The organism is Micromonospora rubida, assembly GCF_009908295.1.
GTDB classification, from domain to species: Bacteria; Actinomycetota; Actinomycetes; order Mycobacteriales; family Micromonosporaceae; genus Micromonospora; species Micromonospora rubida.
The window spans coordinates 1,059,954-1,075,448 of sequence record NZ_JAAALO010000001.1; the positions used below are offsets into that span (position 1 = coordinate 1,059,954).

Genomic DNA, 15,495 nt, shown 5'->3' on the forward strand with positions numbered 1-15,495 from the left:
TCCGGTTGTTGGGAAGCCACGGAAGGATCAGCCATGACCGACACCACCGCGCAGTCCGCCGGCACGTTCGACCACTCCTACGACGTCGTAGTCGTCGGCAGCGGCGGGGCCGGCTTCGCCACCGCCCTGGGCGCGATCGACGCGGGGCTGAGCGTGCTGATGATCGAGTCAAGCGGCAAGTGGGGCGGAAGCACAGCGATGTCCGGCGGCGGGATGTGGCTGCCGAACAACCCCCTGATGCGGCGCGCCGGTGTCGGCGACTCCCGCGAGGAGGCGCTCACCTACCTCGAGGCCACGGTCGGTGACGCCGGGCGCTCCACCTCGCGCGCGCACAAAGAGGCCTTCGTCGACGGCATCGAGGACTTCGTCGTCACCGCCGAGAAGTTCGGCTTGACCTTCGCCCGCTCCACCGACTACCCCGACTACTACCCGGAGCTGCCCGGCGGGAAGATCGGCCGCGCGATCGAGGTGAAACCACTCAACGCGAAGGTCATCGGCAAGTGGTGGGAGACCATCAGCGCGCCCGCCGGGATGCCGATCAAGACCGACGACGTGTGGCTGCTCGGCCGCGCCTGGTCCACTCCCGCCGGGTTCGTCCGCGGCGCCCAGTTCGTGTTCCGTGCGCTCGGCGGCGTCGTCCGCGGCCAGCGCCTGGTCGGCATCGGCGCCGGACTGGCCAGCGCGTTCCTGCACGCGGCGGTGCTCAAGCACCGGATGCCGCTGTGGCTCAACGCCCCGCTGGAGGAACTGCTGATCAGCGACGGCCGGGTCACCGGCGTGCGCATCACCCGCGACGGACAGCCACTGACGGTACGCGCCACGCGGGGCGTCATGCTTGCCGGCGGCGGCTTCGACCACAACACCGAGTGGCGGCGCAAGCACCACGGCATCGACGGCTCCCCGTCCGGCAACCCGGCCAACCTGGGCCGCCCCACCGAGCTGGCGCAGCAGGCGGGCGCCGCGGTCGAGCTGATGGACGACGCCTGGTGGGGTGCCTCCGTCGCCGCCACCGCCGGCCACGATCCGTCCTTCATCGTCGGCGAGCGCTCACTGCCGTACTCGATCATCGTGGACGCCCGCGGCGACCGGTTCGCCAACGAGTCGGAGTCCTACGTCGACCTCGGCCACCACATGCTCGAACACGACAAGGACGGCGCGTACTGGATGATCGCCGACGTCCGCCACGCCCGCCGCTACCTGCGTACCTTCGCGCTGGACCCGAAGAACAACAAGGCGATGCGCGCGGCCGGGATCATGGCCAAGGGCAGCACCCTCGCCGAACTCGCGGGCCGGATCGGTATTCAACCGGCGCGGCTCCAGGCCACCGTCGACCGGTTCAACGGCTTCGCCCGCTCCGGCGTCGACGGCGACTTCGGCCGCGGGAACTCGGCGTACGACCGCTACTACGGCGACCCGAGCGTGCACCCCAACGCCTGCCTCGGCCCGCTCGAGAAGGGCCCGTTCACCGCCTTCAAAGTCGTCATCGGTGACCTCGGCACCAAGGGCGGCGTGCTCACCGACCCCGATGGCCGGGCGCTACGCGAGGACGGCACCGTGATCGAGGGCCTCTACGCCGCGGGCAACAACTCCGCCTCGGTGATGGGCCGCACCTACCCCGGCCCGGGATCCACGATCGGCCCCGCCGTGGTGTTCGGGATGCGCGCCGCCCGGCACATGGCCCGCCCCGACGCCTGACGGCAGCACCGCCGCGGACAGGTGGGACAGATCCAGAAATAGCCGTCGCGCGGTCGCCGGACAACCGGCGGCCGACGCGACGACTCTCACGCGTGCGGCCCGATCACGGGGACGGCGGGAACGCCACGCTCGGCCAGGGCCAGCAACGCATCGACGTCGAGATGCATCTCTGCCAGGTCCCCGAGCAGGTCCAGCCGAGCCTCGCGGGCAGCATCGAAGCTGACGCCCGACGGCGCGAACGAGCCGCCGCGAACGCGCGCGGCGAGGTCGAGCACGGCCGTGCGCAGGGCGTCGGACTCCAGGCTGCCGTGCCACATCGTGCCCAGGACGTTGCCGTCCTGAGCCCCGCCCAGAAACTCGGCGGCGCCCGCGTCGCGGCTGATGCGCCCGTGATGGATCTCGTAGCCCGACGCGGGCGCGCCGAACGCCTCGCCCTGCGGGAGACGCAGCACCTTCTGCGCCGCGAACGTCGTCTCGACCCGCAGGAGACCCAGCCCGGCCACGCTCGTCGGCTCCCCGGCCTCGACGCCGTCGGGATCGTGCACGTGGCGGCCGAGCATCTGGAACCCGCCGCAGACGCCGAACACCGCGCGTCCCGCCTCGGCGTGCCGGACGATCGCCCGGTCCAGCCCACGGGAGCGAAGCCAAGCGAGGTCGGAGATGGTGGCCCGGGTGCCGGGCAGGACGACGAGGTCGGCGTCGGCCACATCGTGCGGGTCGGCGGTGAAGACGACGTCCACACCGGGCTCGAGCCCCAGCGCGTCGACGTCGGTGAAGTTGCTGATGCGTGGCAGCCGCACGACGACCACCCGCAGGCCGCCCCCGGCACCGGCACGCCGGCCCTGCAGGTCGAGCGCGTCCTCGGAGTCCAGCCACACGTCGGAACTCCAGGGCAGGGTGCCCAGGACCGGACGCCCCGCAATCTCCTCCAGCCGCCGCAGCCCGGGCGCGAGCAGCGTGTCGTCGCCGCGAAACTTGTTGACGACGAAGCCGGCGACGAGCGCCTGGTCGGCCGGCTCGAGCAGCGCCACTGTGCCGTACAGCGCCGCGAAGACGCCACCGCGGTCGATGTCCCCGACGACCACCACCGGCATGTCCGCGTGTCGCGCGAGGCCCATGTTCACATAGTCACCGGCTCGCAGGTTGATCTCCGCCGGGCTGCCTGCCCCCTCGGCCACGACAAGGTCGTAGCGCGACGACAGGTCGTCGTAGGCGGCGTAGGCCGCCGCGGCCAGGTGGGTCCGGCCGCCGACGAACTCCTTGCTGCTGATCTCACCCGCCGGTCTACCCATCACGACGACGTGACTGCGCCGCTCCCCGCCCGGCTTCAACAGCACGGGGTTCATGGCCGCCTCCGGCTCCGCACCCGCGGCCAGCGCCTGCACCCACTGCGCGCGGCCGATCTCCGTCCCGTCCGCGCACACCATCGAGTTGTTCGACATGTTCTGCGACTTGAACGGGGCGACCTTGACTCCGCGCCGCGCGAACGCTCGACACAGCGCGGTCGTCACGAGGCTCTTGCCTGCGTCAGAAGCCGTGCCCGCCACCATCAGCCGGGCGGTACGGCGAGCCTGCGCGTCCATCGTCCCAGTATCGCTTCTCGTCTGCCCGTCGGACCGGCGGGCCCGAACTCTCCGAGCCGGCCCTCGTTTCCTTCCCTGCCCGGGCCCCTGGGCGCGTCAGCGTGGAGTGCCGCGCTGGCGGCCTGGGCCGGGAACTCGCCCAGCCGGTCGCGGGCGAGGGCCGACGCCTGTCGCCGGAGTAGCCCTCGTTGACGCTGGACCGAAACGTGGGCGCATCCCCACCTTGAGCGCGACACAATCTTACGGTAGCCGGCTGAATGCATTCAGCTACCTTTCAGGTTGCGCTGTTACCTTGCGCGGTCAACGGCCTCCATTGTGGATGTCGTCGATGTCGTTGCGGCGCAAGGGTTTGGCGTGGAAGTTCCATGCCGATCGGGCGCCTTGCGGTTGATGGCCTGTTGAGGGAGACGTTCGTGGTGTTCAAGAAGATGCTGGGTGCGTTCGGAGTTGGTGCTCCCAGCGTCGACACTGTCCTGTCCAATCCGAACACCCGCCCGGGGTTGTTGCTGGGCGGGCAGGTAAATCTCACCGGCGGAGGCCACGATGTGGAGATCGACCACATCAACGTCGGCCTGGTCACCCGGGTGGAGATGGAGGGCGCGGAGGAGGAGTACGACGCCTTCGTCGAGTTCCACCGCGTCGGCGTCGCGGGTGGGCTGCACCTGCGCGAGGGGCAGCACCTGACGATACCGTTCCAACTGCCGGTGCCGTGGGAGACGCCGGTGACGAGCGTGTACGGGCAGCACCTGCATGGCATGACCATGGGTCTGCGCACCGAGGTCGCCATCCGCGGGGCGGTCGACAAGGGTGACCTCGACCCGGTCTACGTGCATCCGCTGCCGGTGCAGGAGCGCATCCTGGACGCTTTCGGGCGGCTGGGCTTCCAGTTCAAGGGCGCCGACCTGGAGCGTGGGCACATCTCCGGCCTGCATCAGACGCTCCCCTTCTACCAGGAGGTCGAGTACTACGCCGCCCCGCAGTACGCCCACGGCATCACCGAGGTCGAACTGACCTTCGTCGCCGACGAGCGCGGCGTGGACATCGTCCTGGAGTTCGACAAGCGTGCGGGCCTGTTCACCGGTGGCCACGACTCCTACGGCCGGTATCGCGCCGCCCACGCCGACGCCGACAGTGTCGACTGGGCCGCTCAGGTCGACGGCTGGGTCCGTCAGGCCCTTGACCAGTACCAGGGCCTGCGCGCCGGTCACGGCTACGGTCAGCCGGCCTACGGTCAGCCCGTCCACGGCTATGGCGCGCCGGGCGGCTACCCGCCGCCCCCGCCGCCCGGTTACGGCCACGACGCCTACGGCCAGCACGGTGGCGGCCACTACGGCGGCGGCCATCACGAGGAACACCACGAGCAGCGCGGGCCCGGCTGGGGCGGGGTCGCCGCCGGCGTCGTGGGAGGTGCCGCGCTCGGCTTCGCCGGCGGCATGATCGCCGATGAGGTCTTCGGCGGCGACGAGGAAAGCGGCGACGAGGAAGGCGGCGACGAGGAAGGCGGCGACGAGGATTGAGCCGCACAGCCATCCACAGTGGAACCACCGCGTGAGCGCTATGATCTGATTTGGTAGGTTGAAACTGATCCAGCCGGATTGTCCGGCTGGGGTTTCGAAGGAGCGCGCATGCCCGTCACCGCCGACCTCACCAAGCTGGTCGACAAGGCCTACCAGGACAAGTCCCTCGCCGAGCTGGTGGACGCCCCAGTGGCGGCCCTCGCCGGGGTCAGCGAGGGCGACGCCAAGCTGCTCAAGGAGGCCTTCCAGATCACCACCGTCGGTGACCTCGGCCGCAACCCGTACTTCCGCACTGCCAGCGCGCTGGTCGCGCTGACCGGCGACGCCAAGTAACCGTCGTCGCGTCGTGTGCCCGGCGGCCAGGCCGTCGTCCGGCCGCCGGGCATACGCTGTCTCCGGCCTCTTCCCGGTCAGAGTCTGGTCACCGGCCGGGTCGTAGATGTGACGCAGCTCGGTGACGCCGAGGTCCGGTAACGCGCGGCCGCCCGGGCGAAGACGTCGGGCGGGGCGAGCAGTGAGCGGTCCTGGCCCGCAGCGGTCAGCTCGATCGGCGGTCAGCCCGCTTCCGCCGGCGCGAGTTCCACGTCTTCCGGCGTCGGCAGGTCGCGCATGCCGCGCAGGGGAGACAGGAGGCTCGGCACGACGCTGACGGTCATGCCGGCCGCACCGATCCACAGCGTCGCGGCGGGACCGAACGCGGAGCCGGCCGCCCCGCCGAGCAGGCCGCCGAGGGGAATGCCGCCCCAGGAGACGAACCGGGCCGTCGCGCTGATCCGGCCGAGCAGGTGATCCGGCGTGAGTGCCTGCTGGAAGCTCGACTGTGCCACGACGCGGACGACGCCGCCCAGGAAAAGGCAGGCGAGCCCGACCGCGCGATCGTCATCGCGGTCAGCGCACCGACCTGGACGCGGTGGCGTCCAGCGCGATGAGCGCGACCAGAGGCACGGCGAGGAAGACGGTCCGGTCGCCAAGCTGGCCGAGCGCGGTCGCGGCGAAGAGGCGACGGAAGTCGGGGTCGCGCAGGAGGCCGGGCGACCTGGCCGGTTCGGTCCCGCCTTCCTCAACCGTGCGTGGTCTCCCCCATGCCGCTGGCAGGCGCATCGTGGTCACCTCCGAGTCGTCGCCCCGCCTCGGGCGTGCCTCAGCTCACCGCCTGCTTCACGAGCGCGCCGATCCGCGCCTCCACCTCGGGGGTCATCTCGGTCAGGGCGAAAGCGGCCGGCCACATTGCGCCCTCGTCCAGCTTCGCCTGGTCGCTGAACCCGAACGTCGCGTAGCGCGTCTTGAACTTCGCCGCAGGCTGGAAGTGACAAATGATCTTGCCGTCAAGAGCGTAGGCGGGCATCCCGTACCAGAGCTTCGACGCGAGGGCCGGGGCGCTGGCGGTGACGACGGCATGGACGCGCTCCGCCATGATCCGGTCCGAATCCTGCAGCTCGGCGATCTTCGCGAGCATGTCCCGCTCCGCCTCCGCCGCCTTGTCCGCCCGCGAGCCACGGCGCGCTGCCTTCTTCTGCTCTTGAGCGTGTTCCTTCATCGCGGCACGCTCCTCTGCCGTGAAACCCTCGTACGTGCTGCTTTCGGTGCTACTCATGGAGTGTCATCTCCTTAGTGACTTGATGTCCGCATTCTTGCGAGCGAGCTCTACAGCCCTCCGGTCCGGTCGAGGTTACCGGCCCGCCCGGGTCAAGATCGGCCGCGTTGGCCCCGCCGCACTGCCCGTATGAGGCGGGGGCGGCCTCCCACTCGAAACCGTCCGGGTCGGCGAAGGTACCGGCACTGCCGCCAATGACGAGCCGGTGTGATCCGGTGCCGTCGGGGAGAAACGCCTGCGTCCTTGGCAGCGGCACGGCGGCCATCGCGGCAACGTCGGCCACTCCCAGCAGGAGGACGATCTCGTCGATGCGTCGGCTGGCCGGTCCGGTGTTCGCCCCTGCCCAGTCAAGCCGCTTCAGTCAGCGGTTTCCTGGTCGAGGTGGGGTGCCCGCTGGGCGAGCAGGAAGACGGCACCGGCCAACGTAGCCAGGGCCAGGATCTGGCCGGTTATCTGCCACGGTCCTGTCTTGACCCGCTCGTCGAGCCAGAGCAAGCCGACGCCGAGCGACACCAGTGGGTCCGCGACGATGATCGTGGCCAGGGCCGGCGCTCCCAGCGGACCCGCCTGATAGGCGTTCTGGCTCAACAGCACGCCGAACGGGCCCAGGACGATGAGGGCGTATGTCTGCCACTGCCCGAACACGCTTAGCGGGCTTCCGTTGTAGTAGAAGACAAGGCTGCTGATCAGGCCCGCCGTGGCGCCGTAGCAGACGCCGGCGGCCAGGGCCAGCGGCAATGGCCGCCACTTCGGGCCCAGACCGACGGCGGCCACCAGACACAACGACACCGCCCCGGCCACCGCGACGCCCAGCAGCAGGGCCGACGAGAACGAGTTGAGCCCCTCCCCCCGCCCGGCGCCCGGTCGGGCGATCAACAGGAAGGCCGAGAGCGCGACCAGGCAGAGCACCGCTTCCAGCATGGTCCTGAGGTCCGGGCGCGTCCGCTCGGCCAGGGAATACAGCAGGACGTACCAGAGCAGGCCGGTGATCAGCAGCGGTTGCACCAGGATCAGCGGTGTCAGGCTGAGCGCGGCGACCTGCAGGCCGAAGGCCCCGACGGCGAGCACCACCGACCAGCGCCATTCCCGTTGGCGGATCAGGTGCAGCAGCAGGGTGGGCCGCCCGGCCGGCTGGCTGGGTGTCCGGTGTGAGGCGCGGAACTGCAACACCGAGGACGCCCCGAACGCTGCGGCCGCGCCGAGGGCAAGAGGTGCTCCGGCCAGCATCTCTCCGCTCAGCATGAGCGGTCCAGCCCGATCATCCGGGCCCGCCCGCTGCCCCACAGAGGTGGGCGCCCGGCGGCCCGTCCTGGCGCGCGGGTGGGTTGACCTGATGCTCGCCGGGTGGGTGCGGCCGGTCGAGCCAGCGGGGCAGGGGGATGGTCCGCCACGGCACCCGCAGCAGGATCCGCACGATCAGCAGGCCGAGGAGGTACCCGCCGATGCTGTCGGTGAGCCAGTGGTAGCTGAGGTAGGTGGTGCCGATGAACACCAGCACGCCGGGCAGCCACTGCATCAGACGCCGGACCGGCACGGCCAGGTACGGCGCGAGCAGGACCGCCAGCACGCCCCAGTAGACGATGCCGTTGCTGACATGCCCGGAGGGGTAGAAATCTTCGCCTTTGTCGCTGAACAACCGCATCGAGCCGTGATGCGGGGCGCCACGCGCGGTCCACCTCTTCAGCGCCACGATCAACAGGGTGCTCACGATCGGGGTCAGTCCGGCCAGGATGATCGGCCGGATCGTCCGGTGCCGCCAGGCGAGCCAGAACGACACCGCCACGGTCAGGGTGGTCAGCGGTCCGCCCTGACCCAGGTAGTCCAGGACCAACATCAGCACGGTGACCGGTGGCGGTCGATGCTGGTCGACCCAGTCCCGTACCGCGATGTCCACCTCCAGCAGCGGCGACCACCACACGAGCGCGGCGGTGAGCGCGGCGAACGCGGCGACCAGCAACGCGTCCGGCCACCAGCCACCCGGCATCGGGGCCAGGACGGGCTCTCCGAGCGGGCGCGGCGGACGAGCTTCGGGCCTCCGGGCGGGCCTCCCCGTAGCCATGCGCCCCTCCCCTCGTCTCGTCGAACTGGCAGTGAGCCAGCCAGCGGTTGCTTGAAAATACCCCATACAGTGAGAAATTCGCCGGTACGATCTCATTTATCCCAAGGAGCAGTGGCTGGTGGCGCTCCGGTCTTTCGTCGCTGGAGGCATCCGACATGTCAACGACCGCGACCCCGTGCCGGGCGCCAACGGTCCGCCGGTCAGTCGGTCCGTGGCTGGTGCGGCTGGGAGTGCCGGGCGAGCGTGATCGCGCCGGTAACGGCGAGGATGAAACCCAGCACCGCCACGGGCCCGGTGCCCGGCCGGACCCGGTCGCCGAGCAGCAGCCAGCCGGCCACCGCCGGGGCCACGGTCTGCCCGAGGATGGTCGAGGCGGAGGCGACGGTGACGGAGCCGCGCTGCAGGGCGGTGGCGTAGAGCAGCAGGCCGGTCAGTCCGGCGAGCACCACCGTGTAGCTGACCGGGCTGGCCAGCAGGGCACTCGGACTGGTAACCCGACCGAGCAGCCGGGCGCCGACCGCCGCCGCCCCGAAGGAGAGCCCGGCCAGCAGCCCGGGCAGGGCCGGCCCCCGCATCTTCGGGCTGCCCAGGAACGCGCCCACGGCCAGCACGAGCACCGTGCCGAGCAGCCCCCAGCCGACGCCCGCCGTCGCCTCCACCGGCGGGCTGCTGCTGGCCGAGATCACGAGCAGCAGCAGGCCGGTGACCACCACACCGATCGCGACCCAGTCCCGGGCGGTCAGCCGGAGCCGCAGCACCAGCATGGCCATCAGCGCCACCAGGCTCAGGTTGGCCGCACCCAACGCCTGCACCGCGAACAGCGGCACGGTACGCAGCGCGACGAAGGTGAGCCCGGAGCTGGCACCGTCCAGCACCAGCCCGGCCGCGTACGGTCCGGTCCGCGCCAGCCGCCACAGCAGTCTCGGGTCGAGGTGCTCCATGGCCGCCACCCGGCGCGTGCCGATCGACTGTGCGATCGCCGCCGTGGCGCTGCACAGTGCGGCGAGGATCGCCAGCAGAAAACCGAAGGCCATGAGAAAGTCCCGGAATCGTCGGCACCATGTCGGGTCGAAGCCCGCCTGGCATACCCACCTGCGCCAAAGTCTTGCGCCCGGTACCACCCGAATCCGGCGAGCCTGCGGTGACCGCGCCGGAGCACGGGTCGGGCAGCCCGGTCCGACCGTCGGATCCCACCGAGCCGATCGCGCGACGGGTGCTGATCGTTTCGGCTGACATCGGGGGCGGGCACGACGCCACCGGCCGGGCGCTCGAGGAACGCGTCCACGGTCTCTGGCCGGGCAGCCGGGTGGGCTGGGTGGACACCCTCGACGCGATGGGCCCGGGGGTCGGTCCGACCTTTCGTCGCACCTACCTGACCAATGTCGGGTCGACGCCCTGGTTGTACGAGTTCTTCTGGTCCTCGCTGTGGCGGCACCGGTGGTTCGCCGACGCCTCGAAGTGGTTCACCGGGTCCTGGGCGGGCCGCCGGCTCGCCCCGGTCATCGAGGCGTTCGACCCGGACCTGATCCTCTCCACCTATCCGCTGGGCAGTGCCGGGCTGGCCTGGTTGCGCCGCCACCGCGGTCTCGGCGTACCGGTCGGAGCCTGGGTGTCCGACTTCGCCCCGCACCCGTTCTGGGTGTATTCCCAGCTGGATCTGGGGGTGGTGGTGCACCCGGCGGCGCTGCCGGTGGCGGCGGTCGCCGCTCCGGGCGCGGCGCTCGGGGTCTGCGCGCCGCCGGTGCTCGCGCGGTTCCGGCCGGGCGACCGGGCCGACGCCGCCCGGCGCTGTGGTCTCGACCCGGACCGGAAGGCGGTGGTGGTCGCCTGCGGCTCCAACAGCATGGGCTCGGTCGAAGAGGCGATCGCCCCGCTGGTCGACATCGGCGACGCGGTGCAGGTGGTCGCGGTCTGCGGACGTAACGAACAGTTGGCCGACCGACTGGCACGCCTGGACGCCCCGCGCGGGCGGCTGCTGGTGCGGACCTGGGTCGACGACATGCCCACGCTGCTGCGGGCCGCGCAGCTGCTGGTCACAAACGCGGGCGGAGCGACCGCTCTGGAGGCGTGGGCCACCGGCACGCCGGTGGTGATGTACCGGCCGATCGCCGCGCACGGCGCGGCCAACGCCGCGTTGATGACCGCCGTCGGGCTGGCCGAGACGGCCCGCGACCCGGCCGCGCTGGTCGCCGTCGTCCGCTCCCGGCTGGTCGGCCCGCACCCGCCCCACCCGCTGCTCGCACCGTCCCACCCGCACCTGCCGGACCTCGGGCTGGCGGCCGTCGCCGGCGCGCGGTCGCCGGTCGCGGCGCCGCCACCCGACGGGGAGCGCCCGACCGACACGGCCAGCTGGCCGCTACGCCCGCAGGACGCGTTCTTCCGGTACGTGCAGTCGGCCACGGTGGCGCAACAGATCGGTGTGGTGCTGGAACTCGGGCCCCGGCCGGACGGCGCGGCACTCACCCGTGGGGAACTGGCCGAGCTGCTGGCGCGGCGGCTACCCGCCATCACCACCCTGCGCCGCCGACTGGTGAGCCGGGGGCGAGGGCGCAGGCCCGGCTGGGTGGTCGACCGGTACGTCGATCCCGCCGCCCACCTGACCGAGGTGCGGGTCGTGCCCGGCGACGACGGCAGCGCCGCCGTGGACCGGTTCTGGTCCGAACCGCTGGCCCTGGACCGGCCACCCTGGCAGATCATGCTGGTCGGCGGACTCCCCGACGGACGTACTCGGGTGACGATCAAGCTGCACCACTGCCTCGGCGACGGGCTGTCGGCGATCGGGGTCCTGCAACGGCTGCTCGACCCGGCCACCACCCGCCCCGGGAAACCGGGCGGGCAGGAGCCGGGCCGGGACCGGGCGGTGCCGGATGGCCGGGTCCGGCACACGGCACGCTGGGCCGCTCGCACCGCACGCGGGCTGGCCCGCCTGGCCGGGCAGGGCCGGGCCCCGGCCACCGTGCTCAACCGTCCGCTCGGCTCACCGCGCCGGCTCATGGTCACCGCTACCCTGCCCGCCGCCGAGGTGTCCCGCGCGGCGCGCACCTGCCAGGCGCACGCCAGCGAACTCATGCTCGCGCTGACCGCCGGGGCGCTGGGTCGGGTCCACCCGGAGCCGGCGCCACCCCGGTTGCGGGCGATGTTCGCGGTCTCCCACGCCCCCCGGCGGCGGCCGTCCACGCAGGGAAACTGGACCGGCGCCGTCACGCTCGACCTTCCAGTGCGACGCATCCCGCCCCGAACCCGGGTCGCCCTGGTCCGGCAGTCGCTGCGCTCCGCGCTGCGAAGCGGGGAACCCGAGGCGGCCGGCCTGGTCATGCGGGCGATGGGCGCGTTGCCCGCGCCGCTGCACGCCGCCCTGGCCCGGCGGTTCTACAACAGCCGGCACCTCAACGTGATCGTCTCCTACGTTCCGGCGCTGATGCGCCCGCAGGTGCTGGCCGGCGCGCCGCTCACGGCGGCCACCCCGGTGGTGGCGCTCGCTGAGGGGGTTCCCATCGGGGTCGGTGTGCTGCGCCTCGGCGACACCTTCCACGTCGGCGTGCTGCTGGACGGATCGCTGGCCGACGCCGGCCCCGCATTCGTCGCCGCCCTGCACGCCGAGCTGGCCCAGCTGCTCGCCGAGGCCGACCGCGCGGCGGTCACCGACGAGCAGCCGGTCACCGTTTCGGCGGTGGGCGGTTCTGGCCCGTCCCGGCGCGGGCCGGCGCCACCGGAGGCCCCGCGGTGCGGCTGACCGGCGCCGTGGTCCTGGTCACCGGAGCGTCGTCGGGTATCGGCGCCGCCCTCGTCCGGCGGCTGGCCGACTCGGGAAGTCAGGTCGTGGCCGCCGGCCGGGATCCCGAGCGGCTGGCCCGGCTCGCCGCCGAGACCGGCGTCACCACGCTGCTGACCGACCTGACCCGGCCCGGCGCCGGCCGGGAGCTGGCCGAGCGCACCCTGGCCCGGTACGCCCGGGTGGACGTGCTGGTCAACAACGCCGGAGTCGGCTGGGCCGGCCCGTTCGCCGGGATGGCCGACCCGCTTGCCGACGAGCTGCTCGCGGTGAACCTGCGCGCGCCGATCGAGCTGACCCGGGCGTTGCTGCCCGGCATGTGCCACCACGGCGGCCACCTGGTCTTCGTCGGGTCGATCGCCGGGCGGCTCGGGGTGGCCGGGGAGGCGGTCTACGCGGCCACCAAGGCCGGGCTGGACGCCTTCGCCGAGAGCCTCCGGCTGGAACTGTCCGGCCGTGGGGTGACCGTCAGCACGCTCGTGCCCGCGGTGGTGGACACCCCGTTCTTCGTCCGCCGGGGCCAGCCGTACCAGCGCCGCCGACCCCGACCGCTGCCACCGGAGCGGGTGGCCGCCGCGCTGACCGACGCGATCATCCGGAACCACACCGAGGTGTACGTTCCGAACTGGCTGCGCCTACCGGTGGCGGTACACGGGCTACTGCCCGCGCTGTACCGCCGCCTGGCCACCCGGTTCGGGTGAACCGGGCTGCTCGGCGGCAGCGCGGGCCTCAGCCCCCGCGTACCGCCCGCAGCGACTCCCGCAGCGAGGACATCGTCGCCAGCACCGCGGTCGGCTCGTGCCCGCAGTGCGCCATGCAGTTCGCGCAGCGGGCGTCGCGGCCCCGGCCGTAGCTGTTCCAGTCGGTGGAGTCCAGCAGCTCCCGGTAGGTGGTGGTGTACCCGTCGGCCATCAGGTAACAGGGCCGCTGCCAGCCCAGCAGCGAGTACGACGGGATGGCCCATGCGGTGCAGGCGAAGTTCACCCGGCCTTCCAGGAAGTCCAGGAACAGCGGCGAGTGGTTGAGCCGCCAGCGGGCCCTCCGGCCACCCGCGAAGGCCTTGCGGAACAGCTCCCTGGTCTCCGTGACACCCAGGAAGTGCTCCTGGTCCGGCGCCTTCTCGTAGGCGTACGCCGGGGAGATCATCATCTCGCCCACCCCCAGGTCGTCGTTGAGGTAGTCCAGCACCTCGATGACGGTCTGCGGGGTGTCGGTGTTGAAGACGGTGGTGTTGGTGGTGACCCGGAAGCCGCGCCGCTGGGCCTCCCGTACGGCCGCCACCGCGGCGTCGAAGACGCCGTCCTTGCACACCGCCGCGTCGTGCCGCTCGCGCAGGCCGTCGATGTGCACGGTGAAGGCGAAGTACGGCGACGGCCGGAACTTTTCGATCTTCTTGGGCAGCAGGACCGCGTTGGTGCAGAGGAAGACGTACTTCTTCCGGCGCACCAGTTCGGCGACCAGGGTGTCGATCTCGGGATGCATGAGGGGCTCACCGCCCGCGATGGAGATCATCGGCGCCCCGCACTCCTCCACGGCGGCCAGCGCCTGTTCCACCGGCATCCGGCGCTTCAGCAGGCTCGCCGGCTGTTCGATCTTGCCACAGCCGGCGCACTTGAGGTTGCAGGCGAACAACGGCTCCAGCTCCAGCAGCAGCGGAAACTGTTTCCGGCCGCGCAGCTTCTGTTCGATCAGGTACCTGGCGATCCGCAGGCTCTGGCGCACGGGCATGCTCACGGCTGTCGTACCTCCTTGGGAAGGGTGAAGCTGACGTCCTCGACGGCTGTGGTGTGCTCGCTCACCTCCCGGGCACCGAGCGCGGTGAGTGCCGCGACGAGCTCGTCGACCAGGCCGGGCGGCGCCGATGCGCCGGCGGTCACCCCGACCGTTGTCGCGCCGGCCAGCCAGCGCAGGTCGACGCCGCCCACATCGTCGACCAGGTGGGAACGCGTGTCGGCCCGCTCGGCGACCTCGACCAGCCGACGGGAGTTGGAGGAGTTGGCCGAGCCGACCACCAGCACGACGTCGGCCCGCTCGGCGACCGCGGTGATCGCTGCCTGCCGGTTCGTGGTGGCGTAGCAGATGTCGTCGGAACCGGGCCCGGTCAGCGCCGGGAAGCGCTGACGCAGCGCGTCGACGATTCCCGCCGCCTCGTCCACCGCCAGCGTGGTCTGCACCAGGTAGGACACCCGGGACGGATCGGTCACGTGCACCGTCTCGGCGGCGGCCGCGTCCGGCACCAGCCGGATCCGCTCGGGCGCCTCGCCGAGGGTGCCCTCGGTCTCCTCGTGGCCAGCGTGCCCGATCAGCAGCACCGTGTCGCCCCGGCCGACGAACCGGCGCGCCTCGGCGTGCACCTTGGTCACCAGGGGGCAGGTGGCGTCGATCACCGGCAGGTGCCGGTCGGCGGCCTCCCGGCGCACCGCAGGAGCCACTCCGTGGGCGGAGAAGATGGTGAGCGCACCGTTGGGGACCTCGTCGAGTTCGTCCACGAAGACCGCGCCACGGGCCCGCAGATCGGCCACGACCCGGGCGTTGTGCACTATCTGCTTACGGACGTACACCGGCGGCCCGTGCCGTCGCAACGCCTGGTCCACCACCGCGACCGCCCGTTCCACCCCGGCGCAGAACGAACGGGGCGAGGCCAGCAGGATCTGGTCGACGCTGCCGGCGGCCGCCGCCCACTCGGCCAGGGCCGCTGCCACCACGGACAGCACCCGCAGGGCGGTACGGATCCGGCGCAACGTGGCCGGCCGGTACAGCGGCCCGGTTGCGGTGTCGGCGACCACCCGGACGCAGGCGGTCGGACGGTCGCCGCATCCGCCCAGCAGCCACGCCGACTCGAGGTCGGCGACCAGCGCGCCGGTGCCGGCCAGCCGGGCCCTGGCCGCGCCGTCGACCAGTCGGGTCGTGGTCAGCACCGGGCCGAGGTGCACCCGCAGCCCGCGGCGGCGCAGCGCGGCGGCGAGCAGGGCGGCGGCCGGCATCGGCAGCACCTGCGGCCCCGCGCGTCCGGCGCGAGGGTCGGTGCGAACCTCGGTGGCCACCACGACGTCGCCCGGGGCCAGCCCGGGCACCAGCCCACCGCCGATACCGGCGACCGCGACCGGGGTCGCCCCGGTCGGCCGGTCGGCGGCGGCCGACCGGGCGCGGCGCGCTCCGGCGCCGGTGAGCCGCAGCGCCGGCCACCGCCCCGGGTCGAGGCCGGTCAGCCCTCGCCGCAGCGCCGTCGCCTCCAGCCGCATCGGCGCGTATAAGGTCCAGGCCGGACCGGCGGA

At 72.3% G+C, this 15,495-nt stretch carries 14 protein-coding genes and 1 pseudogene; 5 read left to right on the forward strand and 10 right to left on the reverse strand.

Annotation, left to right across the window (positions count from 1 at the left end; all coding sequences use genetic code 11):
• The first annotated feature begins 33 nt into the window (after positions 1-33).
• The gene (locus GVV04_RS03910; protein WP_161684454.1) at positions 34-1,695 is read left to right on the forward strand and encodes an FAD-binding protein; all 1,662 of its coding nucleotides are present in this window, start codon (positions 34-36) and stop codon (positions 1,693-1,695) included.
• A gap of 86 nt (positions 1,696-1,781) precedes the next feature.
• Here the strand turns inward: GVV04_RS03910 and GVV04_RS03915 are convergent, their stop codons facing one another.
• Positions 1,782-3,278, reverse strand: a complete 1,497-nt coding sequence (locus GVV04_RS03915; protein WP_201752813.1) for a cobyric acid synthase — start codon at positions 3,276-3,278, stop codon at positions 1,782-1,784.
• Positions 3,279-3,691: 413 nt separating this feature from the next.
• Between GVV04_RS03915 and GVV04_RS03925 the strand changes: the two genes are divergently transcribed.
• Entirely contained in the window at positions 3,692-4,795 is a 1,104-nt protein-coding gene (locus GVV04_RS03925; RefSeq protein WP_161684456.1) for a sporulation protein, read from the forward strand.
• Positions 4,796-4,903: 108 nt separating this feature from the next.
• The gene (locus GVV04_RS03930) at positions 4,904-5,128 is read left to right on the forward strand and encodes a hypothetical protein (RefSeq protein ID WP_161684458.1); all 225 of its coding nucleotides are present in this window, start codon (positions 4,904-4,906) and stop codon (positions 5,126-5,128) included.
• 221 nt (positions 5,129-5,349) lie between these two features.
• Here GVV04_RS03930 and GVV04_RS32765 read toward each other — a convergent pair whose 3' ends face one another.
• The 6 genes from GVV04_RS32765 to GVV04_RS03955 form a co-directional block, all read right to left on the reverse strand.
• Positions 5,350-5,622, reverse strand: a complete 273-nt coding sequence (locus GVV04_RS32765) for a hypothetical protein (protein ID WP_235965563.1) — start codon at positions 5,620-5,622, stop codon at positions 5,350-5,352.
• 61 nt (positions 5,623-5,683) lie between these two features.
• Positions 5,684-5,896 (reverse strand): hypothetical protein, encoded by a 213-nt coding sequence (locus GVV04_RS32770; protein WP_235965564.1) that lies wholly within the window; start codon positions 5,894-5,896, stop codon positions 5,684-5,686.
• 40 nt (positions 5,897-5,936) lie between these two features.
• Positions 5,937-6,389, reverse strand: a complete 453-nt coding sequence (locus tag GVV04_RS03940) for an iron chaperone (RefSeq protein WP_161684460.1) — start codon at positions 6,387-6,389, stop codon at positions 5,937-5,939.
• A 357-nt stretch (positions 6,390-6,746) separates the two neighbouring features.
• The gene (locus GVV04_RS03945; RefSeq protein WP_161684462.1) at positions 6,747-7,631 is read right to left on the reverse strand and encodes a DMT family transporter; all 885 of its coding nucleotides are present in this window, start codon (positions 7,629-7,631) and stop codon (positions 6,747-6,749) included.
• A 16-nt stretch (positions 7,632-7,647) separates the two neighbouring features.
• A complete protein-coding gene (locus tag GVV04_RS03950; RefSeq protein WP_161684464.1) occupies positions 7,648-8,373 on the reverse strand; it encodes a phosphatase PAP2 family protein in 726 nt (241 codons plus the stop codon).
• A 275-nt stretch (positions 8,374-8,648) separates the two neighbouring features.
• The gene (locus GVV04_RS03955; RefSeq protein WP_161684466.1) at positions 8,649-9,482 is read right to left on the reverse strand and encodes a DMT family protein; all 834 of its coding nucleotides are present in this window, start codon (positions 9,480-9,482) and stop codon (positions 8,649-8,651) included.
• A gap of 107 nt (positions 9,483-9,589) precedes the next feature.
• Here GVV04_RS03955 and GVV04_RS03960 point away from each other — a divergent pair, with 107 nt between their 5' ends.
• Positions 9,590-12,181 (forward strand): wax ester/triacylglycerol synthase domain-containing protein, encoded by a 2,592-nt coding sequence (locus tag GVV04_RS03960; protein ID WP_161684468.1) that lies wholly within the window; start codon positions 9,590-9,592, stop codon positions 12,179-12,181.
• A complete protein-coding gene (locus GVV04_RS03965; RefSeq protein ID WP_161684470.1) occupies positions 12,172-12,921 on the forward strand; it encodes an SDR family NAD(P)-dependent oxidoreductase in 750 nt (249 codons plus the stop codon). The genes GVV04_RS03960 and GVV04_RS03965 overlap by 10 nt, the downstream gene beginning before the upstream one ends.
• A 28-nt stretch (positions 12,922-12,949) precedes the next feature.
• Here GVV04_RS03965 and hpnH read toward each other — a convergent pair whose 3' ends face one another.
• From hpnH to GVV04_RS32780, 3 genes and pseudogenes are all read right to left on the reverse strand, one after another.
• Positions 12,950-13,948, reverse strand: coding sequence for an adenosyl-hopene transferase HpnH (gene hpnH, locus GVV04_RS03970; protein WP_201752949.1), 999 nt, complete (start codon positions 13,946-13,948; stop codon positions 12,950-12,952).
• A gap of 2 nt (positions 13,949-13,950) precedes the next feature.
• Positions 13,951-14,910 carry a 4-hydroxy-3-methylbut-2-enyl diphosphate reductase gene (ispH, locus tag GVV04_RS32775; RefSeq protein ID WP_235965700.1) on the reverse strand — a complete coding sequence of 320 codons (960 nt, stop codon included), beginning with the start codon at positions 14,908-14,910 and terminating at the stop codon, positions 13,951-13,953.
• Positions 14,911-14,994: 84 nt separating this feature from the next.
• A pseudogene (locus GVV04_RS32780) lies at positions 14,995-15,462 on the reverse strand (phosphorylase family protein); the annotation flags it as partial.
• Between the last annotated feature and the right edge of the window lie 33 nt (positions 15,463-15,495).